This is a genomic window from Edaphocola aurantiacus, from assembly GCF_019797745.1.
Lineage (GTDB): Bacteria > Bacteroidota > Bacteroidia > Chitinophagales > Chitinophagaceae > Edaphocola > Edaphocola aurantiacus.
In genome coordinates, this window is record NZ_VOSI01000005.1 from 56341 (window position 1) to 78152 (window position 21812).

A 21812-nucleotide genomic window follows, 5' to 3' on the forward strand; every position below is an offset into this window, starting at 1 on the left:
GTTATCGTTTTCGGACATTATCTACGCCGGTAGCAGATCGCAATACCAGAATCCGTAAGCATAAGGATCCTGTGCAGTATCTTTTGATTTATTGTCCTCTTCTTTGGCCGGACCATATTTACGGTACACCACTTCGCCTTTGGTAAAGGCAACCGGTTGCTGGAATATGGGCCCCTCGAATACAAACGTATGAAACTCGCCATGCTCACCGCAGGGATCTACATGCGCAGGCAGATCATTCAGGAAGTCATGGTCAATAATTCTTCCGGCAAAGCTCTTGTCCAGGTATTGCTCATTCACACAGGTCACAATCGTTTTAAAACCCATATCTATAAAGTCGCGTATGAGCTGATCTGTAGGTTGCTTCCATAACGGGAATAAAGCTTTCAGTCCTATTTGCTCCAGCTTCTGCTCCCTGTAGGCCCGCAGGTCTTCCAGAAAAATATCACCGAATGCAGCATAGCCTGCCCCCTGAGCCACCAGTTGATCCATTGTTTCTCGCATCACCCGCTCATAGTCTTCCATAGAAGGCATTTCCGGTATCTCCATTTTGACCAGGGGTAATCCGATATGCTGAGCCTGAGTTTCCAGCAATGCAGTACGTACCCCATGCATAGAAATGCGCTGATAAGGTTCGCTGATACTCGTGAGCAGGCACATGATTTCATAATCAGGTGCTTGTAATAGTTTATGTAAAGCCATGGCAGAGTCTTTGCCTCCGCTCCAGTTGAAGATTACTTTATTGCCCATTCCCGCAAAGGTACAGTATTGTGGGGTTCAGCTATACTTAACTCAGGTGAACCGTATGCAAGAAATGGAATAAAAAACAGCTTAAATGTTTGCTATTGTCCATTCTTGCTGTAGTTTTATGGCAGAAGTATTTTCGCTTCAGAAACGCACCACACTCAATCTTTTGCCACTAGCAAGGCAAGACCACACACCTCTGTAAAACGATCGATATTTTAAAGCTGCTCCTATGGGCAGCTTTTTGTGTGAAATATTTGCGGGCCTTTAACAAGCCGATAGATTCGGGATGTTATTATTTTGTGATATTTGTATCGTAAACAGTACATTATGAAACTTACTGCATTAAGGCCCATACTCCGTACCAACCACTTGGAGGAGACGATCCGGTTTTATACCGGAGTGCTGGGTTTTACACTTGCCGAATACAATGAAACCTGGCGCTGGGCCTCATTGTACCGGGATGAAGTATCCATTATGCTGGCCGGGCCAAATGAACATGTTCCTTTTGAACAAGCTGCATTTACCGGTAGTTTTTATTTTAATACAGATGCTGTAGATGCGCTCTGGCTCCAATGGAAAGATAAGGTTAAGGTATGTTATGCTCCTGAAACTTTTGAATGGGAGATGAGGGAGTTTGCCATCTACGATAATAATGGATACATCCTGCAATTTGGCCAGGCTGTAGAGATGAATGTATCATTGTCAGAAGAAGCGTAAAAAGATAGTATGTCAGAAAACTGGAGAGCAAATTTTAATAAAATAGCATCGGTATCAGATGAGGACTGGGATGTAATGGCCAGGCGATTACAAAAGGTAAAGTTTAAGAAGAAAGAAATTATCCTGAAGTATGGTGCGGTAGAGAACTATATTTCATTTGTCAATAAAGGCATTGTGCGCTACACCTTCCTGAGAGATGGCCAGAATGTGTCCTTCAATTTTCATTTTCCCAATTCATCGTTCAGTGCCTACGACTCTTTCCTGTTGCGTATCCCGACAGAATACCAGATACAAGCCGTAACGGATGTAGAGATCCTCCGGATCTCGTACGATGATATGCATCAAGTATATAAAGAGTCCGGGGTAGGCAATACCATAGCGCGTAAGATCGTAGAGGGGCTGTACATTGCTAAAGTTAGGCGAGAGCTATCACTGCTGACGGATGATGCTGAAACCCGCTACCGCAGACTATTGCAGGACTGGCCGGAGCTGGTGAAGCAACTGCCACTTAAAGATATTGCCTCTTATATAGGTATTACACCGCAGGCACTCAGCCGCATACGCAGGATTGTACTGTAATCAAATACCTGTCTGGTCTTAGTATTTCAACAGGATCTCTAAGACCGGAAAAGTATATCCGAAGGCTTCATGCATGCCAGAACACAAATACCAGCTTATGCTCCTGGTATTTGTTCTGTTACTACTTTATTACCTTGTTTGTCGTAATAGGTACAGGTCATATCATCAAGCGATACAATCCATTTTTCAATACCTGTTTCTGCGCAATGTGTACAGAAGGTTATATAATCCGTTAAGCCCTGCTGGTGTATTTGCAGGTAATGACGGAACTGTGCTTCATTCGTGATATCGCTGATACCCAGAGTTTCGTATTGCGCTGCGGATGTTATATGAAAATCTTCTTTGCCATAATAATCGGTATGGCTGTCGTGCACCCAGGTCTCAAAAGCATTGACACCCATAGCTTTTATCTCCTGTATATACTGTGGGAAATCCGCGCCGGAAGTGACTTTCTCATGTGCCTGTTCTATCTGTGATACGGTAAACATAACGGGTGTGATTTTTTTGAAATATATTAATGTGCGTAAATATACAAAATCATTATAAACCAGTTTTGTAGGAATTGTTATATCATGTATTCAGGCCTTCGGGCATGTTAAAGTGCATGGAAATAAACGTTAAAAATGTTATTTTTGAGTTCCTGACCTGAACTGAAAGTTACTATGAAATGCTACAATATTGAATTTAAAGGGACCCTTGTCTTTATGACGGTCTTGCTGCTCCGGGGCTGGCTGGAGCAGGCTGTGGGCCTGCATGACCACTATATTTACCCATACCTGTTTCTTGCAGGGTTTCTTTCCCTTCCTGCAATCCTGATCTATCGAACGCTTAACGACAAGAAGAAATACGACCACTACAGGCACATTGTTTCCGGACAGGATTTGATGTCCGGTACTTCCATTACGTCTCCGCTTACTACACAGACAATTCAGTTGTCCGGCACGCACCGTATATAGGTTCGGGCGGGCACTTACTATAAATATAGGCTACAGAAGCGGCTACAGAAGCCGATCCTGTAATCATTCAACTTTATTTATTCACTCAAAACCAAATACAAAACAAATGAAAGTAGTCAAGTTTATTATCTGCCTCTTATTCGGACTGATGTTCCTTAACGCCGGCCTCGACAAATTATTCCATTACATGCCTATGCCTCCGATGGAGGGTGAAATGGCTATGGTGAACCAGGCATTTGGTACCATCAAATGGCTGATGCCACTGGTAGCCATTGTAGAAATCCTGGGTGGCCTGCTGTTTATCTTCCCTAAAACAAGGGCACTGGGGGCTATCATTATTTTACCGGTAATGGTGGGTATCGTATTGCATAATGCAGTATATATGCCTTCCGGTCTGGGGATTGCAGGGGTATTATTGCTGGTAAATATCTGGATCATTGCCGATAACCGTAAGAAATACAGTCTGCTGGTACAGTAATTGCAACAAGACTATATAAACATTGTGTAACCTATAAATAACCAAACAAAATGGCAACGACAAACACTTATCTGAACTTTAACGGCAATTGTGAAGAAGCATTCACCTTCTACAAATCTGTATTCGGCGGAGACTTTACTTACCTGGGCCGTTTCGGCGAAATGCCGCAAGACGAAAATTATACCGTTCCTGAAGAGGACAAAAACAAAGTAATGCACGTATCCTTACCGATCGGACAATCTATCTTAATGGGCAGTGACTGCGGCGCAGAGTGGGCCCCTGGCTATGTACCGGGCAATAACTTCTCCGTATCTATCTCTGCAGATAGTAAAGCAGAAGCAGATCGCATTTTCAGCGGACTGTCTGACGGTGGTAAGATCGGCATGCCACTGAACAACACTTTCTGGGGCGACTATTTCGGTATGCTTACAGACAAGTATGGTGTAAACTGGATGATGACCTACAACGAACAACACAAAAATAAATAATCGTCACCCGGTCATTTTATTAAAAAGAAAGAGCTGCTTGTATAAGCAGCTCTTCTCGTTGTTGTTAAGGTGTACTGTTTTTTGTTTTTATTGTTTAACTATTCTTCCGGTAAACATCAGTTGCTTACCTGTAATTTTTATCATGTAGATGCCTGCAGTAAACTGCTGCATATCAATGTTGTAAATGGTTGCATTGTTTGGTATACCTGCCTTCATCACCTCTTTGCCCAGCACATCATATACATAAACCGTAGCTTGTTGTAAGGGCTGGCTTACTGACTCGATCACCAGCGATTGCAGTACCGGCACCGGATACAGGCGTATGGACGCGGCATTGATCTGCTCGCGGATACCGGTAGGGGTATAGCTGAACGGGCTACTTTCTGTTGTACAACCATCCGGTGTGCTAACCTTCACCATATAAGTGCCGGCAACTGTAACCGGCAGCGTAGCATGAGATGCAGCATTCATCAGTACATTATCCTGATACCATTCATATTGGGTATAGGTGGCAGGGCTCACCTGCAGCACACCATTTGTTTCGCTTAATACTGGTGTGGTCACATTGTACAATGCTATATTGACGGTATCACTTACCGGACAGGTATTTAAGGTACCCGAAACATAGTAGGTACCTGCCTGCTGTACATTAAGAGTTGTATTGGCAGAACCGTTTGACCACTGGATATTGCTCATGCCCTGCAGCGCATTCAGCTGTAGGGTACTACCCGGACATATGCTGGTATCGGCGCCCAGTATACCTGCTCCGGTTGCAGAGGGCAGGTAGGTAAGGCTTAAGCTTACCGTATCATTGGCATAGTTATGATTTGGGGTATTGCTGATCCAGGCTTTGATCGTTACCGTACCTGCCGCCTGAGGAATGAAATCATCAATCAGCGTAAACTGGTCACTGGTGCCTGCAGGCAATACATCATATATAGCATTGCTGCCCGATTGCCCATCGGAACTGCTCCAGCCAAACTGTAATGGGAATACATCTAATGTACCCGGATTGCTGAAGTGCAGGGTAATGTCCTGCGGTTGCTGGTTAAGGCAGTTTGTCGCAACAGCTGTTAAGGAATCGGTCGCTACATCTGTAGTCTGCGTTCTTACTTCAATGTCACTGAGTGCCCAGAAATTCTTCAGACCATCCTGGGTATTGGGTGCAAGATAATAGAAGCGCAGTCTGGCATTGGTTACACCAGCCAGCGCAGAAATATCTATATTGCGTTTGTGCGTAGGGAAAATGGCAGAGGCTACACCATCGCCGAAATCAAGACCTCTGTTTGTATATAAAGTTACCCAGCTGCTGCCATTAAACCCGTCGATGCGTGTAGCACTGCGGAAACCGGGATGGGTATAAAAAGCCTCATTCCATTGCAAAGACAGGGCTGTAGTGCCGCTGAAGTCCAGTGTACGGGTTTCTATAAATGCACTGTCTTTAGCATGCTGGTTCAGGACATCTTCATAATAATAGGCATCATACAGTGCAAACTTGCCCGGGAACCAGCCGGAGGCTTCCAGGCCGTTCTCATTCTCGTTTACATTTTCGAAAAACCATTTGCGCGGATTGCTTGCTCCGGACAGATCATTACTGAAATATTTAGGATAGGTAACGCTGTCGGTCGGATGGCAGAAACGCTCATCGAACAGGCGGTGGAACGGCTGATCCTTGTCCAGGTCAAACACGACACCGTTGGCACCCACTGCTACCGCAGTTTTCGGGCCGGTCATTACCACATCATATACCTTTTGTGATAAGAGAGTGGGGATGGGAGTCCAGTTAAGGCCTGCATCGCCGGTATATAATACAGCACCATTAGCACCGGTAAGCATACCGTTTTGCCCGTCGTAAAAATGTACCCCCTGTATACCGCTGGCGCTTGTGCTTACCGTAGTCCAGGTTAATCCCTGATCTGTAGTGCGCATCACCGCAGTGTTGGCGACCGCTACCGCAGTATTCTGATCCGCTATGGCCACTGAATAAGCCGTGGCTGGTGTGGTTACGGCCGTCCAGGTCAGTCCATTGTCTGTGGTACGGAAGGCTTTATTGTTTGTGGCTACGGCAATACCTACACCTGGTGCAAAGAAGGCCATATCATACACCGTACTGGTGGCTATTGTTGCAGGTGTTACATCTGTCCAGGTATTACCGCCGTTGGTTGTGCGTTTGATAAAACGACCACCACCGGATACCCCGATCTGGCTACCGGCAATAAAGCCCGTATCTGCATTGATAAAATGGACACACTGTATACTGGCATTGGTCAGGCCGGTTGCCGAAGGACTGATATAGGCCCAGCTGCTGCCTCCGTCGGTTGTCTTGTACAGTGCGTTTGAAGGGCCGCTGATATATCCCGTCAGAGCAACAGGAAAAGAGATATTACGGAAGTCAACGCCGGTACCGGCCACATCAACCGGTATCCAGTCATTGCAGCTGGTATTATATTTCAATACAGCACCGCCGTTACCCACTGCCATAAATTCTGTATTACTGATTCTCTTCATTTTCCAGAGGTGCTCTGCTGCGCCCAGGTTATTATGCCGGTTTGTCTGTGCAAAGGCCGCTGTTGTAGCCATTAACCCTCCCGCAAGGGCTATCATCTTTACATTCATTACTTCATTAATTGATTTGTGGCCGCAAAATTAGATTCGGGAGGGGGGATTTTTGTCAGCGCCAGGTCATAGATAAGTCAGTTTATTGTCATAAAAGTAGTTGATAATCAATTGTATATGATAAAGTTTTAATAGGTGCAATTACAATAACAATTACATTGCAATAATCAGCTATGTAATCACAGGCATAATGATTATTTTTAAACGACATCTATTGTGTATGAATACTATTATCCGCACCTCAGTATACTTTGTCGCATTAGTGTTGGCCGCATTATGGATCAGTTGTACATCCGATGTTACCAAGCCGGCCATTATCCGGCTCTCTCCCGCTGATCAGGCATATAGAGATAGTATAAATGCTATTTACTTTGATGTCTCATATTCCAATACTGATAGTGCCAGAAAATTAGCTTCTCTGTTGAGAAAAATGAATGATCGTTATGATCCTGTTATAAGTGCTGTTGAATATTATAATGGCCTCGGTTTTTTATATGCCCGCATTGCAAGGAATACCGATTCAGCAAGGATATATAAAGATAGTTTATGGTATATCATTAAACATGAAAATGTAAAGGCCGGGAACCTGATTGCCGAGGCATTCTTTTGTACAGGGACATATTTTCATGGAAGGGAAATGTATGATTCTGCCATTCAAAATAATCTTAAAGCACTCGAATACGTAAAAAAGTCTAATGACGACTTTTTAGAACGAAATATTCAATCATCGCTGTCAGAACTTTATGCTATGCGGGAAGACTATTCTAAAGCAGCATTTTATTATGAGCCTAAGATACGGAGTGCGCTTATGTTCAAAATGCCTGTACGGGATATCATAGTATTATCCAATGCCTATGCACGCACATTTAATGCTGATAATGATTCTGTACGGAATATTGGCCAAACATGTCTTATGGCGGCCAAACATCTTTATGATTCTCTACAGATTGAAAGTACGATTCCTCAGTTATTTAATAACCTGGGAGTATACTATTTTGCCATAAATAAACCAGACAGCGCATTCTATTATTTATACCGATGTATAGATTATTCATTAAAACACTCTGGTGAAACTAATATGACAGAACTGGCTTATGGAAAGATTGTGAACTATTATTTGAAAAAGAAGGAGTATGCTGCGGCATTAAAAATATTCGAAGAAATGGAGCGCAATACCGATACTGCTAGATATTCACTGAACAGTAAGTTTTTGTACTATGACCTGGCGTATAAAATCCAGCTGGGGATGGGCAATCAGGCCGCTATGCTGGGAGCACTACAGCACTATACTGAAATTTTAAAACAGGTAAATAGCAATGTTCAGAATGACCGGCTGCTGAAGTATGAAGAACAGATGAAGCAACTGGCTAATGACAACTTTATCAAGGCCAAGGAATATGAAGCCAAGAATCAGCGCTATTATGTGATTTTTGTGACCATAATAGCTATAATGACTTTTGCCGGAAGTATTTATATATTCTTTTACTGGAAGAAAAAACGATTATTGGAGAAGATGTACTGGAAGCAGTTAGATAAGCGCAGAGAATTTGAGCACCGGAATCAACTGCTGGAGGAGCGTACGCGTATATCAAGAGAGATGCATGATGACTTGGGCACTACACTTACTTCGACCCTTATGGCTGTAGAGATGATAGAAATGTTTCCGGGGCAAAAGGAACACCTTAATATGGTGAGAAATACAGCCAATAATTTGCACCAGCAGGTCAATGAAATTATCTGGAACCTGAATACCTCGAATGATAATATCTGTAGCCTGAATAATTATATGATCAGTTTTGCCCGTAAATTCCTGGCGCAGGCCAATATCAGTTTAAAAAGTGAAGAACGGCTGGATGATGAGCATAAAACCATACCTTCTTTCCAGCGGCGCATGATATACCTGTCCTTCAAAGAACTGATTAATAATATTGTGAAGCATGCACATGCTACAGAGGTGAAAGTCTATATAGAAACCAAAGGAAATAATTACCACCTGAACATTGAAGATAATGGAGTAGGGATGGATACCCTGCCTGAAGATCCCGAAGACATACCTTACGGTAGTTCAGGTTATGGACTAGGCAATATCAGTCGCAATATATCCCGTCTGTTCGGGACCGTACGCTGGCGGCGGGCTAATGCTTCCGGTGGTACCCGCGTAGATATTGATATGAATATACTGGTTGCTTAAATTTGTTGTATCCATCAAATCCGGACCCTCAGGCCCGGATTTGATGGATACAACATGTATCAACTTATTTTTTAATTACCGCAGCATCGATACGCTGTTGCAGCAGGCGCCAGTCATATATGTGAAAGACGCGGCCATTACTCATTGCAACGAATATTCCTTTAGGAAAAGTACTGCCCAGGTTTACATTTGTAACCTCAGATCCATCACTTTCAATAGTACTTACCGGGATCTCAGCGAGTAGGTTATGTTCATGTACATTTGTGGTGCTTCCTTCTCTGGGGTATACCATAAAGGTGTTTTTCTGCTGGTTGCTCACCAGGATATATCCTGTACGGGCACCGGTTTTGTAGATAGATATACCTTCGTGATCACTTACAAAGCCGTTGGTGGCAAAGAGTGCCAGTTCTGCATTACCTTTTGCCGGATCGGCATAGTATTTATGTACACCATGCGTTTCATCGGAATAGTATACATAACCGTTCTCATTATCTACCGCAATAGATTCGATCTCTTTCTTACCGCTGTATTGACCGAACTTACGCACCAGCGTAGCCTTCACCTGACCTTTACCATCGTCCTCCAGTTTGTATTGCCAGAGATAACCATCTGCTGGTCCTGATTTACGGCCTACAATAGCATAGATGCTTTTGTCCGTTGCGGTGTACAAGGCAATACCCATAGGAGCTTTTTCCGCTTCCCCTTCAAAAACCGGGATGCCTCCGTTATCGACCGGCTTCATATCCGGAAGGGTGTAGATACGCAGTGCATTGCGCTCTCGCTCAGTGGTTACGGCAATGTCTGCGGGTTTTCCGTTCAGCATAATGCCATAGGCTATATCTACATTATTAGGGCGTTGCAGGCCACTGACGGTTTTCACCAGCTTGCCCTGCAGGTTGTATACAAACAATCCGCCGTCAGAGTCCTTGTCTGTACCTACAATCAGGCTTTGACCGGCATCAGCAGGATTGATCCAGATAGCAGGATCATCGGTATCGTAACGTACCGTATCGGTAATGTATGCAGGTTTCAGGGCAGTAGTATCTGTAGTGGTGGTTTGTGGCGCATTAGGCTTCTCTGTATTGCCATTGCCGCAGGCGCTCAGTAACAGGCTAGTCGCCAGGGTAGCATATATGTATTTGGTCATAATTTATTCTTTGTTAGGTATGTATTGCCGCAATACCCATTTGCGGCAATACTATATTTACGGAACTTGATAATTGTTATTTGGAAAGGTCAAACTTGATACCGGCATTAAAACGCTGGCGGTAATACTCCATCTGCATGGTCTGTGCAGCGGTACCCTGGTAGTAACGCAGTGGCTGATTGGTGATATTGTTTACTTCAGCAAACAGTCTTAAACGTTTGGTAAAGGCATAGGAAGCATTGGCATCGAGGAATATCTGTTTGTCGTAATAGCGATCCTCAAAATCATTTCCACCCAGCTCATCCAGGTAAGCCGCAGCATAGTTCAGAGACAGTCGGGCGGTGAATCTTTTGTTCTCCCATGATAATGAGGCATTGAACATATGTGGTGCCGTACCAGGTAAGGTAATGCCTGTGCGCTGCTCGCCGTCTTCGTTAAAGATACCCTTAGCCGCCGATTTAGTGAAGGTATAGTTGGTATAGATACCGAAACCTTTCAGGAATTTGCCCGGCAGGAAATCCAGCTGGCGTTGCAGGGCCACTTCAAAACCGTACACACTTACACGCTCTCCGTTGCGCGACTGGCGCAGGGTCCAGTTGCTGCCTGCCGGTACCGGGTTAGGCAGGTCAGGGAATGCAGTTGCAAATTTCTCGCGGTTAAAGTTTTCATCACGATAATTGTAGATGAAATTGTTGATGTTCTTATAGAATACACCACCAGACACCAGACCGATCGATTTGAAATAATACTCACTCATAAAGTCGAAGTTCCAGGCATAAGCGGCTTTCAGGTCCGGATTACCGGCGCTTACTTCTTCATCATCCTGTATGGTATTCACAAAAGGAGACAGCGCATAATAGTTTGGACGGGCAATGGAGGTTGTCGCTGCAGCACGCAGGATGAAATCCCTGTTCACATTATAGCGTAAGGTTACACCTGGTAATACATTCAAGTAACTGTTCTTCACAGTGCGTTGTCCTGCCAGTTCTTCCTCATCCTGGATCAGGTTACCGGTATAGTTGATGGCCGTATTCTCCAGGCGTACACCTGCTATCATAGAGAATTTATCGGTAAAGTTCTGGTCCCAGCGCAGGTAAGCAGCAGTAATCGTTTCTTTCGCTTTATAATTCACCGCCAGGTATTCGTCCGGTACTTCTTCCCCTTCAAATAGAGAGGTATTATTGAAATCCAGCCCGCCCAGGTAGCTACGGCTCACAAAATCGCCGGGCACATATTTACTGCTTGGGTTCCAGTTGCGGCCGTCAAACTGAGATAAGGCCACCTGGCCCAGGTTGTCCATATTGCCGGTCAGCGGGCTGTATTCCTTAAAGGCATTCAGGCGCTCTTTTGTTTTCAGGCGCAGGCGACCTCCGAAGCGGATACGGCCTTTCTGCCCGTCGATCACACTGAAGGGTACACGGAAGTTTACTTTTACGCCCAGCTCATCTTCAGACGTTTTATCTGTATTCTCCGTCAACTCGTCCAGGGCATAGGTACTCAGTGCCGGAGCCGTAATGGGTTGCAGCAGTGGCTGTGTCGTTGTACCGAAATTATCGAAGTTTACCTCCTCGCTCTCGTAACGGATATAACGCTCATTAGGACGATATTCACTGGCGGTTGAATAACTTAAACCCCAGTCCATATCTAACTGTGCACCGATTAAATGTTCTCCGCGCAGGCTGTAGTTCTGCACTTTTTGTTCCTCCAGGCGTGCGCCTTTATTACGGTTGTTATCAATACCGCCTTTGGTCTGGCGCCGGATCACACCGGTATAGCCGGTAATGTTGTTATCCCCGGCATATTCCGGTTCAATATCCGTAGCCGTATAGCGGAAGCGGTTTTCCCAGTCATCACGCCAGTTATACATCGCATTGAAGTATATACGGTTCTTCTCATCGAATTCATAGTCCAGAGCCGCTGCAACACTACGGCGTATACGCTGTACATCATATTTACGGATGTCCATTTCTTCGACAAATACATTATTGTACTCATCTTTTTTCCAAACGGCCTCCACATTATCGGAACCATAATTGTTATTGTTATAGCTTACACTCAGGACCGCACCCAGTTTATTATTAATGAAGCGATTACCATATACCAGGCTTCCTGTATATAAGGGCTTCTGGCGTATGGGATTATATCCGCCGGAAAGGGTAGCAGAGATACGCTGACCGTTAGGAGAGGCACGGGTCACCAGGTTTACCGATCCGCCGATGGCATCGGCATCCATATCCGGTGTAAGGGTTTTGTTTACCTCTATCGTCTGGATCATGTCAGAAGGGATCAGGTCCATCTGTACACGGCGGTTATCGCCCTCTGCAGAAGGGATACGATCTCCGTTCAGTGTCACAGAGTTCAGTTCCGGTGCCAGGCCGCGGATAATGATATCGCGTGCCTCGCCCTGATCGTTCTGCATGGTAATGCCCGGTATACGTTTAACCGCATCTCCGATATTGGCATCAGGGAAGCGGCCTACCTGGTCGGCCGAGACGATGTTGGTAATATTGCCATTGTTCTTCTGTGTATTCAGGGCCTTGGCTTGTCCGCGCAGGCGATCGCCCATGATCACCACTTCGCTGCCCGCGATCGGGGCTTCCTTCAGCACAAGGTTGATGTTTGTGGTTTTACCGTTGCTGATCACAACAGGTGTATCTGCCGGTATGTACCCGATATAGTCCACATGAATAGAGTAGGAGCCTTCCGGTACGTTCAGGAACTCGTATCTGCCATACTGATCCGAAACCGTAAAAATATTGCCCGGACTTAAGCGCAGGGTAGCGCCGGGTAATGAAAGATTTTGTCCGTCAACAATATTACCGGTCAGTAAGCCTTTCTGGGCAAACGCGGTGATGGAGAGGGCAGTGATACCACCAGACAGTAGCAGTTTTTTCATAAAATTTCCTTTTGGGTAAATGATGATTTTGCTTGTGTGCTTTTTGAATAATTGATGCTGCAAATGTGTGGCAGCATTTGAAATCATGCAAAAAACAAGGGTCAGCAAAAAGGAAACATCGTTACTATAGGCGTATACAGAAAGGAAACAAGCGTAACATCGTGTTTGTAATTAATTGATTATCAATTGCATTTTCCGTTACGAAAATGTCCGTTAAGGAATTATTACCGAAACAGGACGTGGCTCCGATACACACTTTCGTCATGTAGACAGTAGTGGAGCTATCTCCTTTTGCCTCACCTGCACATCGTAGATAGCTCCGCTTCGCTGGCGCCGGTCGATATAAAGAGGCAAAATCTGCTTCAATTCGTCAAAACCTTCTCTTATATGCAAAAAACCTGCGACCGGCGAGCTTTTAGCTAAGTGTTCCGAGCTGCGGTGCGTGGCGCCGCAGCTCGGAACACACCACTGTGCAGCTTTTATCCACATGTGCCCGGCAATACACCAGTGTGTTCGGAGCTCAGTGCTGAACGCTCCGAGCTTTTTGTCTGAACCGCCGAGCCCGGCATTGAGCGGATGGAGCTTTCTTCCGGATTCACCGGGCTTTGTCCTGAAACCGATCAGGTCATAGGTAGGTATACCTACCTATGAGGTACCCCTGTTGCAATCTGCTGAAATGCTTATCTTATATAATATGTTGCTATTAAATAGATTGCAGGAATGAGCTCAGGCTGCCGCCCTGTTCTATATTCAGTTTTTTGCGCAGGCGATAGCGCGATACCCTGAGGCTGTCGAGCGAGATACCCAGCATGGTTGCAATCTCCTGCGAGTTCAGGTTCATCTTCAGTAAAGAGATCAGTCTCAGGTCTGTAGGCGACAAATTAGGATTGGCCTGCTTCAGGTTTTCGAAGAAGGTATTGTGTACCTGCTCGAACGAACTGCGAAAGTCTTCCCAGTGCTCGTCATTATTAAAACTCTGGCTGATGCGTTGGATCACCTCCCGCATCTGCTTTTTATGATCTCTTTTGTCATCCCGCACCATCAGCTCCAGGTTTCCTTTCAGGTCTTCCAGCAGCTGGTTCTTCTGGATCACATGCAGGGCATGCGTACTCAGGGCCCGGGTACCGGTCTCCAGTTGTTGTTTCAGCTGCAATTCTTCCAGTGCTGCATTACGCAGACTGATTGCCAGTTTTTCCTGTTCCAGCTGTTCGTTCTGTAACCGTGTTTTAAGGGCCTCTTCTTCCAAGGCTCTCGATTTCAACTCTGCTTCCAGCATGCGGCTTTTAGCCTCCAGCACCAGCCGTTCGTGCTCTGCCTGCGCCATTGCACTCTGCCGGCGCAGCTTTTGACGACTCATGATAAAAAATACAGATAGCATAACCAGTACCAGCATGATGCAGGCGGTAACGGCTATAATACGGTTCACACTCCGCTTTTGCTCCAGGCGGCTGATGGTTGTATTTTTCTTCTCCACCTCATACATCGTCTGGAAGAAAGACATCTGCCGGCTGTTCTCTATACTGTATACCTGTAGCAATACACTCCTTGCGATCTCGGCGTAGTGAAAGGCGCTGTCATTCTGCCCCATAAGGTTATAGGCACGGGCCAGATCCCGGTAAGCCGAACTGATCTCGTAGGGCTCATCCAGGCTGAGGGCTATTTCCAGTGCTTTGCGGGTATGCAGCAGTGCAGGACCGTACTGCGCTGTTTTGCGATACACATCGCCCAGGTTATTATATGTTTTGATGGTCTGCAGGCTGGGGGCCAGGTTCTTGTAAAGATTGATGGCCTGGTTGAAATATAATAAAGCGCTGTCATATCGACCCAGGTCTTCGTGTATACTGCCGAGGTTTTCATAAATATCTGCTTCTCCGGCTATATCCGACACCTTGAGGTATTGCAGCAGGGCCATGTGCTGGTAGTGAAAGGCACTATCATATTGCTGCTGTTTTTCGTAGAAGTGACCCAGTGCTCCGTAGGTCTCTGCGATACCTCTCTCATCTTTCAGACGGGTATACAGCTGCAGGGCAGCCTGGTGGCTGGATTTGACTTTGTCAATATTTTTATTGTAATAATACAAGGTGCCCAGCTCGTTATATAAAGCGGCCAGCAGAGATTGGTCCCCATTGGCTTCCAGTAGTTTACGGGCATTCAGGTAGTATTCCATTGCCTGGGCATAATGCCCGAGATGAAAGCAGAGCGTACCCATCTCTTTGAGCAGTGATGCCTGCAGTCCTTCATCCTTTTTATCCAGTGCCAGCTGGTACTGCTGGCGCAGGTTCAGGAATTCTGATTCCGGCTTGGATAAGGATATACTGCGTTCGGCTTCCAGCTCGAAGCGGGTGTTCTCTGTATAGGCAAATGATTGTGGCGCAGGGAGTAATAAAAGGATACATAAACTGATCCCTGCCAATAAAAAGGGCTTCATAACATTGCGGTTGTGGAATAGTGCAATGTTATGAAGCCAATGTTACCGGTACGTTACGGGATTGTAAAGGGCTCAGGCCTCACACTCCTGCTTACGGAAAGCAATGATTGCTTTAATAAAATCGAGGGGTAATGGTTTGTTTAATGGGAACTGTATCACCGACTTGCTCACTTTCATGCCCTCCAGCTCTTTGCTGAAGTGTTGCAGGAAGGCTGCTGACCAGGGAGAGGACAGGGTAAGGTGCTGTGCAAAGGCTGCATAATAGATCAGGAATTGCTTGCCCAGTTTAAATGCCGGGATCTGGTAACTGATCACCTCAGTTGCTTCGGGAGCCTGTTTCTTGATAATATCCCGGATGGTCTGCAACCGGATCTGCATTTCTGCAGGAAATACATCCTGATATTCATCGATACTCTGATAATCGGTCTTTGCCATTGATAATTGTTTCTATCAAATTTCAGCCATTTTTGCCAAACCAGTTTGTAAAAGTGCGTTAATCCTTAGGCTCTTGTGTCGAGGCTGCTTTCCGGTGCATCTTCTTTACAATCCAGGGTAGACTTAGTCCCTGACCCAGCAGGGAGAAGAGTACAACGGCTATGGTAATGAATATGATCTCGCTGCGCATAGGGAACGGTTGTCCGTTATCCAGCGTAACGGGCAGACCCAGTGCAATGGCCAGCGATACAATCCCGCGCATACCTGCCCAGCTGATGATGACACTGGTAGGCCGGTCAAACAGTGCTTCTTCGCTCAGGCGCCGCTTACCCTCAAAGGCTTTGGTTAATGAAACCTGCTGCCATAATACCCTTGCGAAGCGTACTGCAAATGCAATGATGGTAATGATGGCTGCATATAAAATGCTCCACCAGACCTGTTCTGTAGCCATCTGCTTCATCACGATCGGGAACTGTAAGCCGATCAGGATAAAAATCAATCCATTGAGCAGGAATATATTCGTGTCCCAGAAGTTGGCAGACTGACGTCGCAGCTTTTCTGGAAATTTGCCTTTACTCAGACGGGATATGCCGAGCCCCAGCGCGACTACAGCTATCACTCCCGATACCTCAAAATGCTCGGCAACAAGATAGGTGACAAAGGGCATGAGCAAGGTAAGGCTGATGATGACCAGATCATTCGTCCGGAAATACCGCAACACCAGGGCCAGTAATTTACCCATAATAATGCCTACAGCCAGGCCTCCGCCAAAGACCAGGAAGAAGTTGAGCAGTCCTTTCCACCATACAAAAGCCACACCCGTTACCGCCGCCACCGCAAAGCGGTATGCTACCAGGGAAGATGCATCATTGACCAGGCTTTCTCCCTCCAATATCGTGCTGGTTTTATGAGACAGGCCCAGGCCTTTGGTAATGCCCATAGCGGCTACTGCGTCCGTTGCCGAGAGAATGGCCCCCAGTACAAATGATAAGGGCCAGCTCATACCCGGTATCAGGTAATGTGCGGCTACCGCAATGGCTGCGGTGGTCATAAATACCAGGCCTATGGCCAGTGTACTTATGGTATTGATATGGGTACGAAACTCTTTGAAAGAAATATTGAATGCAGCATCATACAACAGTGGAGGCAGGAACAGGAGCATAATGATCTCCGGGTCCAAAGCCACCTCGGGCATAGTAGGTATAAAACCAATACCGATACCCAAGAGGATGAGCAGGATAGGGGCGGGCACTTTTATTTTATCGGCCATGCCAGAGGCGGCAATCATGATGGCCATGATAACGAGTATGCTGGTATAGTTCTCCAAGGGATAATCAGAATTTGGAGGAAAAATACAATCTTTTCAGTAAACGGGCGTTACCTCTGGAGGAACAAATCGGGTAATTCATTTGGTGGCATTCCGGAAATTGTATAGTATTACTGTTCAGAGAATTTGTATTGCTATGACCCCATTATATATACTGACCGGTGGTTTCCTGGTGCTGGTTGCGGCTTTATACTTTATCTTCCGCAGGATTCGTTCTGTGGCCAATTACCGTTACCAGGATTATGGTCCGGTTACCGATCCTATGCCTGGCGCACCGACCGATGAGGAAGCAGCTGATTATACCAATAAATACTGTACCCGACTGGAAGATTTTGTGATTGATGAATCTGTCAATGACTATGATTTACAGAAGCTTGCTGTACTTAACGGGATTAAACTACAGATTTCGCGCGCCTGGTATCCGTTGGTGCTGGACCTGATCCGTGAGCTGGATCAGCTGGGTTGGGACCGTAAGGTTAGCTGTATCAAAGAGAAGTATGCTTCACTGCGCTTTTATACTGATTATACCTATAATGAGGTCATTAATAAATATACAGAGCGCTCAGAGAAGGTTTGTGAGACCTGCGGGGAGAAGGGAATGGTCCGCTATCATGGATGGGAGTATGTGGCTTGTCGCAAGCATTATCTGCAGGCAAGGGGGCTGGTTACGGTGCTGCCGGAAGGTTTTAATTACAATGGCAGAACATTCTCCTGGAGCCAGGTTGTGGCCATGAACTTTGACGATAAGAATCATATAGGAATATACCGCCACCTGGAAATACACCTGGACAAAAAACAATTCCCGAAACTGCAGCCACCGGATCTGGGTGTAAGGATATACAATAGTGTCGTCGGTTATGGTGCCCTGCTGCATCACCTGCCGCTCCATATGCCCGGTCTGGACTATGACTGGATTGACCGGTTTCGCACGGTGTCTTATTGTGATATATGTGGTTATGAGGCAGTATACAGAGATAGTTGTGAGTGCTGTGAGAATGATACCCGGTACTTGCTCGATCCCGATCAGAACCATAGACACAGGGCTGTATTATATGGTCAGCTCGAATGGCTTACCGATGAAGGAGCATATTATGAAACGCTGGAGCCACACTACCGCAAAAATCCTGATCATAAAATCATTTATACACAACAGGATATAGATGATTGGGAATAATGTATCTCTGTGAAAGCTTTCGATTTACGTATCCGCATATTATCTTAGTCCCGAATATCGTAAAACATAAGCCTTATTACTTTGGATATCAACTATATCTCAGACACACTGACTACTAAAAAGAAGGAATTGTTATTTATACTGTTGCTGCTGGTCTTTTTTGCGGTGCAGTTCAGGTCACTTCTGTTCGAATTACCCTATGGTATCCACGAATGGGCACAGTCTGATCGTCTTGCTTTAGCTTACGGTTATTATGAGAACGGGATGGATTTTTTCAAACCCAGCACGCTGTCACAATTTTCGAAAGGAGGTATTACAGGTGTCGAATTTCCTATACAGGCCTATATAACAGCACTTATTGCTAAGCTTTTGGGCAAAGCTTATATCAGTATTATTTTTCGATTATTAGATACATGCATCATAGGGCTATGCCTCTTTTTTATGTATCGTATTGCAGCAACATTTACCCGGCATTTTCTGCTGGCGATATTACCTCCCCTGGTACTGCTGTTGTCTCCCTGCTTTCTGAATTACACCTGTAACTATATGCCCGATACCGTTTCGGTAAGTATACTGTTAGTAGGTATGGGTTTGTACCTGCAGTGCTGGTTGCAGCAAAAGCCATTGAAACGGCATGCTGCATTACTTTTATGTACACTGGCTACACTGATCAAAACTTCGTCCGGTATATATCTTATCGGTTTTGTAGCTTATGATCTGTATCGTTTATACCGCAATAAAGAACTAAAAAAGTATGTAGGGTATTTAGTTTCCGTCCTATTGTCTATAGCGGTGCTTATTGCATGTTACTTATACAATGCTTATTTGAATAAGACTTATGACAGTAGTCTTTTCCTGATGACAATTCGCCCAATAAGTCTCCGGGATGCCGGGGCCTTCCTGTTAAAGCGTTTTCCCAACACATGGCTGAAAGAGTATTTTATCATTCCTGCATATATTTTGATTGTTGGCATACTGGTATATAATTACCGCTATCGTAAACAATATTCCTTGCCACGATATTTCTTTTCTTTAAACCAGGTATTGTTAGCCGGAATATTGTTGATGTCTATTCTGATGGGTAGCCAGTTTCTCGATCATGATTATTACATCATCCCGATCTTTATGCCGTTTATTGTATTACAGGCATACAGGCTTGTTATTGTTTCAGGACAATGGATGATCACAAGACAGCAACAGGGGGGGATAATAGTTGCAGTTGTAATACTACTTACCTGGAGCTATATCAGTACACAACAGCGCTTGTCCTGGCAGTATAAAAGGTTCTCAGATGATTACCATGCAGGATGGATGAAGCAAGGTGCTATTAATTTGAAAAAAGCAGCAGTGCCTGCCGGTGAGCAGATTATTGCACTGAATGAAAACGCTCCTAATCTTGCAATGGTTTATTTCGGTCGTAAAGGATATGTGCTGAAAAATGATCGTTGGTATGGCGATTTTGGGACAGCCAGTAGCTTTTTCAGGGATCGGTCAGTACAATATGGTGTCTGTGAGCTGAAGGAACTGGTTAAACTATTGAAGCAAGACGGATCCTTTTACACATATTTTACCCCATTATGGCAGGATGGGGACATGATCATTTTTAAAACTAAAGAGATCAAATAAGGCAGGATCAAAAAGGAGTAGATAAACTTATCTACTCCTTTACTTTTTCAGGGTGATATTGATCCCGTTTTGGGTAAAAAGAAGTTCATTTTCTTTGATTGCAATAGTAATGCCCAGTTTAGGTACCTTAAAAGTATTGGTAGCAACTGGCGTAAGCGGATAAGCCAGCTCTTCCGCTACATCTTCACACAATAGACCATGTTCCTGATCGATGTATAGCTTTAATTGCAGCTGTACAGAATCATTGGTATACAATCCGGTATACTGCCCGAGTTGTGTGTCCTGTACAAAGTAGGGTAATGCAGTGCTATCGCTGAACAGCGCCTGGTATGCATCAATATAGAATTGATTGTGCGGGTATCTTTGCCCGTTGAGGACCATGGCAATACCAATCTTACTTGTGGTATCATACATCACCAGCGAATGGGTGCCTTTGGTATCTCCGGCATGACCATAAAGCATCTGTTTATACACCGGAATACTCATCAGGTTGCGGCCAAAATCTTCTTTTGCAGTCGGAAACATCTGTTGCAGACTTTCTGGCTGCAGTACTTTACCTGAAAAGAGCAGGTGAAAGAATGTATTCAGTTGTGCAGGAGTGGTCGATATATCTCCTACACCCATAATATTGCGGTATTGATAATCTGGCATCCTGGTCCAGGTAGACCTGCTGTAATCATACTGGTAAGAAGGGAAAACATTTTCCGGGTCCATATCGGCAGTAGCAAAATCGATTAAGTGATAGGGTTTACTTAATTTCTTAGACACTATCTGCCCATATGATGCACCGTATTCCTGTTCAATAATATATTTCAGCAGGTAATAAGCCGAGTTGGAATATGCTACGGCTGTGCCGGGTTCAAATACGACACCCTGGCGTATAATTTCTGCAATAATTTCGTCGTGCTTTGCTGTACTGTCTATCAGCCAGTTGGTACAGTCTGGTTTATGGTCATAATCACGGTTGATACCGCTGGAGTGCTCCAGCAGGTGTCTGATCGTAATCTTGTCTGCATTATCCATTTGCGGCATATACTTGTCCAGGCGGGTATCCAGGGTCAATTGACCCGCTTCAATCAGCTTCCAGATCAGTACAGCAGTATATACTTTGGTAATAGAACCTATCTGGTACTGCGTATGCTTGTTCCATTTGCTATGAGGCAGAGCTGACTGTCCGAAACGGCGCTGGTATAACTGCTTGCCATCTTTAAATACAGATATTGCCCCTACGCCCTGGTTAAAAGACTCGATATGATCAATATAACGGTCCAGCTTATGGAGCTTTTGTGCAGATGCGGTAAAGCTGCAGAGGACCAGACTTAGGGGGACAATATATGTTTTCATCTCTATAAGCTCCTCCCGGCGATCCGGGTAAGCGGCAAACAATTTTAATTCTGTTGTATACTTTCTGTATTAATTTTAATACCAGCTTTTTTTAGAAATGCTATCTGCAGTTCCTGGCATTTATCTTCCAATGCATGTAATGCATCTCTCCTGGTTTCCAATTGCAACCGTATTACCTTGCGGGCACTTGTGTCCTGCTCTTCTACATATTTGACCAGCAGTGGGGTATACTCATCCGCGATCTTTGACATATAGGTCAGTACATTGGTATGGAAAGCATCGGCCTCATGGCTATGCTCCAGTGTGCTGGCTTCATTTTTAGTTTCATTGGTATATTCCGCAAGATTCTTGGCATCCCTCAAATCCATTTCGTGGGAGATGATGTCATTTTTTTCTGAATCAAAACCACCCTTGGCCAATTTGTGATGCTTGTCATCCAGGCGCTCTTTGCAGGAATAAAAGTTACTGGTCATTTTCTCATTATAGGCAAAATCCCGGTTATTATTGCAGGAAGAAGCCATGCATAGGTCCAGTAAAAGGAGGAGGAGCAGTTGCTTTTTCATCTTTTCCTGTTTAAAGGTTGCAGATTTTAGAAAATATTGTGCAAATATAGTAAAACTCACTAAAAGGTGATCTTAAAATAGGTTATTTTTGTACATAATA

At 45.0% G+C, this 21812-nt stretch carries 18 protein-coding genes; 8 read left to right on the forward strand and 10 right to left on the reverse strand.

What is annotated here, in order from left to right:
• Window positions 1–21: 21 nt before the first annotated feature.
• A complete protein-coding gene (locus FTD44_RS15045) occupies window positions 22–750 on the reverse strand; it encodes a Dph6-related ATP pyrophosphatase (protein WP_222167209.1) in 729 nt (242 codons plus the stop codon).
• A 324-nt stretch (window positions 751–1074) separates the two neighbouring features.
• Here FTD44_RS15045 and FTD44_RS15050 point away from each other — a divergent pair, with 324 nt between their 5' ends.
• Both FTD44_RS15050 and FTD44_RS15055 read left to right on the forward strand, forming a co-directional pair.
• Window positions 1075–1464 (forward strand): VOC family protein, encoded by a 390-nt coding sequence (locus tag FTD44_RS15050; RefSeq protein ID WP_222167210.1) that lies wholly within the window; start codon window positions 1075–1077, stop codon window positions 1462–1464.
• Between the two features lie 9 nt (window positions 1465–1473).
• A complete protein-coding gene (locus FTD44_RS15055) occupies window positions 1474–2043 on the forward strand; it encodes a Crp/Fnr family transcriptional regulator (RefSeq protein ID WP_222167211.1) in 570 nt (189 codons plus the stop codon).
• A 95-nt stretch (window positions 2044–2138) separates the two neighbouring features.
• Here FTD44_RS15055 and FTD44_RS15060 read toward each other — a convergent pair whose 3' ends face one another.
• A complete protein-coding gene (locus tag FTD44_RS15060; RefSeq protein WP_222167212.1) occupies window positions 2139–2531 on the reverse strand; it encodes a DUF1398 domain-containing protein in 393 nt (130 codons plus the stop codon).
• Between the two features lie 174 nt (window positions 2532–2705).
• Between FTD44_RS15060 and FTD44_RS15065 the strand changes: the two genes are divergently transcribed.
• From FTD44_RS15065 to FTD44_RS15075, 3 genes are all read left to right on the forward strand, one after another.
• The gene (locus FTD44_RS15065; RefSeq protein ID WP_222167213.1) at window positions 2706–2999 is read left to right on the forward strand and encodes a hypothetical protein; all 294 of its coding nucleotides are present in this window, start codon (window positions 2706–2708) and stop codon (window positions 2997–2999) included.
• Between the two features lie 106 nt (window positions 3000–3105).
• Window positions 3106–3477: a DoxX family membrane protein gene (locus FTD44_RS15070; RefSeq protein ID WP_222167214.1), complete on the forward strand. Its 372-nt coding sequence runs from the start codon at window positions 3106–3108 to the stop codon at window positions 3475–3477.
• 50 nt (window positions 3478–3527) lie between these two features.
• Window positions 3528–3965, forward strand: coding sequence for a VOC family protein (locus FTD44_RS15075; RefSeq protein ID WP_222167215.1), 438 nt, complete (start codon window positions 3528–3530; stop codon window positions 3963–3965).
• A gap of 87 nt (window positions 3966–4052) precedes the next feature.
• Here FTD44_RS15075 and FTD44_RS15080 read toward each other — a convergent pair whose 3' ends face one another.
• Window positions 4053–6581 carry a YCF48-related protein gene (locus FTD44_RS15080; protein WP_222167216.1) on the reverse strand — a complete coding sequence of 843 codons (2529 nt, stop codon included), beginning with the start codon at window positions 6579–6581 and terminating at the stop codon, window positions 4053–4055.
• A 220-nt stretch (window positions 6582–6801) separates the two neighbouring features.
• Here FTD44_RS15080 and FTD44_RS15085 point away from each other — a divergent pair, with 220 nt between their 5' ends.
• Window positions 6802–8772 carry a sensor histidine kinase gene (locus FTD44_RS15085; protein WP_222167217.1) on the forward strand — a complete coding sequence of 657 codons (1971 nt, stop codon included), beginning with the start codon at window positions 6802–6804 and terminating at the stop codon, window positions 8770–8772.
• 64 nt (window positions 8773–8836) lie between these two features.
• Here FTD44_RS15085 and FTD44_RS15090 read toward each other — a convergent pair whose 3' ends face one another.
• From FTD44_RS15090 to FTD44_RS15110, 5 genes are all read right to left on the reverse strand, one after another.
• Complete coding sequence (locus FTD44_RS15090; RefSeq protein WP_222167218.1) at window positions 8837–9919, reverse strand: phytase; 1083 nt, start codon at window positions 9917–9919, stop codon at window positions 8837–8839.
• 76 nt (window positions 9920–9995) lie between these two features.
• On the reverse strand, window positions 9996–12815 hold the full coding sequence (locus tag FTD44_RS15095; RefSeq protein ID WP_222167219.1) for a TonB-dependent receptor: 2820 nt from the start codon (window positions 12813–12815) through the stop codon (window positions 9996–9998).
• Window positions 12816–13518: 703 nt separating this feature from the next.
• Entirely contained in the window at window positions 13519–15243 is a 1725-nt protein-coding gene (locus tag FTD44_RS15100) for a tetratricopeptide repeat protein (protein WP_222167220.1), read from the reverse strand.
• A gap of 72 nt (window positions 15244–15315) precedes the next feature.
• Window positions 15316–15678 carry an iron chaperone gene (locus tag FTD44_RS15105; RefSeq protein ID WP_222167221.1) on the reverse strand — a complete coding sequence of 121 codons (363 nt, stop codon included), beginning with the start codon at window positions 15676–15678 and terminating at the stop codon, window positions 15316–15318.
• A 58-nt stretch (window positions 15679–15736) separates the two neighbouring features.
• Entirely contained in the window at window positions 15737–17005 is a 1269-nt protein-coding gene (locus tag FTD44_RS15110) for a Na+/H+ antiporter (RefSeq protein ID WP_222167222.1), read from the reverse strand.
• Window positions 17006–17141: 136 nt separating this feature from the next.
• Here FTD44_RS15110 and FTD44_RS15115 point away from each other — a divergent pair, with 136 nt between their 5' ends.
• Together FTD44_RS15115 and FTD44_RS15120 are read left to right on the forward strand one after the other, a co-directional pair.
• Window positions 17142–18179: a hypothetical protein gene (locus FTD44_RS15115; RefSeq protein WP_222167223.1), complete on the forward strand. Its 1038-nt coding sequence runs from the start codon at window positions 17142–17144 to the stop codon at window positions 18177–18179.
• A gap of 81 nt (window positions 18180–18260) precedes the next feature.
• Window positions 18261–19805 (forward strand): hypothetical protein, encoded by a 1545-nt coding sequence (locus FTD44_RS15120; protein ID WP_222167224.1) that lies wholly within the window; start codon window positions 18261–18263, stop codon window positions 19803–19805.
• A gap of 39 nt (window positions 19806–19844) precedes the next feature.
• Here the strand turns inward: FTD44_RS15120 and FTD44_RS15125 are convergent, their stop codons facing one another.
• Both FTD44_RS15125 and FTD44_RS15130 read right to left on the reverse strand, forming a co-directional pair.
• The gene (locus tag FTD44_RS15125; RefSeq protein ID WP_222167225.1) at window positions 19845–21149 is read right to left on the reverse strand and encodes a serine hydrolase domain-containing protein; all 1305 of its coding nucleotides are present in this window, start codon (window positions 21147–21149) and stop codon (window positions 19845–19847) included.
• 44 nt (window positions 21150–21193) lie between these two features.
• Window positions 21194–21712 (reverse strand): hypothetical protein, encoded by a 519-nt coding sequence (locus FTD44_RS15130; protein WP_222167226.1) that lies wholly within the window; start codon window positions 21710–21712, stop codon window positions 21194–21196.
• Between the last annotated feature and the right edge of the window lie 100 nt (window positions 21713–21812).

What these genes read in the sequence shown, in the direction of transcription:
- FTD44_RS15130 (WP_222167226.1), bottom strand. Translation starts at nt 21,712, where the DNA reads ATGAAAAAGCAACTGCTCCTCCTCCTTTTACTGGACCTATGCATGGCT.
- FTD44_RS15045 (WP_222167209.1), bottom strand. Translation starts at nt 750, where the DNA reads ATGGGCAATAAAGTAATCTTCAACTGGAGCGGAGGCAAAGACTCTGCC.
- FTD44_RS15100 (WP_222167220.1), bottom strand. Translation starts at nt 15,243, where the DNA reads ATGAAGCCCTTTTTATTGGCAGGGATCAGTTTATGTATCCTTTTATTA.
- FTD44_RS15055 (WP_222167211.1), top strand. Translation starts at nt 1,474, where the DNA reads ATGTCAGAAAACTGGAGAGCAAATTTTAATAAAATAGCATCGGTATCA.
- FTD44_RS15115 (WP_222167223.1), top strand. Translation starts at nt 17,142, where the DNA reads ATGACCCCATTATATATACTGACCGGTGGTTTCCTGGTGCTGGTTGCG.
- FTD44_RS15050 (WP_222167210.1), top strand. Translation starts at nt 1,075, where the DNA reads ATGAAACTTACTGCATTAAGGCCCATACTCCGTACCAACCACTTGGAG.
- FTD44_RS15065 (WP_222167213.1), top strand. Translation starts at nt 2,706, where the DNA reads ATGAAATGCTACAATATTGAATTTAAAGGGACCCTTGTCTTTATGACG.
- FTD44_RS15070 (WP_222167214.1), top strand. Translation starts at nt 3,106, where the DNA reads ATGAAAGTAGTCAAGTTTATTATCTGCCTCTTATTCGGACTGATGTTC.
- FTD44_RS15075 (WP_222167215.1), top strand. Translation starts at nt 3,528, where the DNA reads ATGGCAACGACAAACACTTATCTGAACTTTAACGGCAATTGTGAAGAA.
- FTD44_RS15105 (WP_222167221.1), bottom strand. Translation starts at nt 15,678, where the DNA reads ATGGCAAAGACCGATTATCAGAGTATCGATGAATATCAGGATGTATTT.
- FTD44_RS15095 (WP_222167219.1), bottom strand. Translation starts at nt 12,815, where the DNA reads ATGAAAAAACTGCTACTGTCTGGTGGTATCACTGCCCTCTCCATCACC.
- FTD44_RS15125 (WP_222167225.1), bottom strand. Translation starts at nt 21,149, where the DNA reads ATGAAAACATATATTGTCCCCCTAAGTCTGGTCCTCTGCAGCTTTACC.
- FTD44_RS15080 (WP_222167216.1), bottom strand. Translation starts at nt 6,581, where the DNA reads ATGAATGTAAAGATGATAGCCCTTGCGGGAGGGTTAATGGCTACAACA.
- FTD44_RS15090 (WP_222167218.1), bottom strand. Translation starts at nt 9,919, where the DNA reads ATGACCAAATACATATATGCTACCCTGGCGACTAGCCTGTTACTGAGC.
- FTD44_RS15085 (WP_222167217.1), top strand. Translation starts at nt 6,802, where the DNA reads ATGAATACTATTATCCGCACCTCAGTATACTTTGTCGCATTAGTGTTG.
- FTD44_RS15060 (WP_222167212.1), bottom strand. Translation starts at nt 2,531, where the DNA reads ATGTTTACCGTATCACAGATAGAACAGGCACATGAGAAAGTCACTTCC.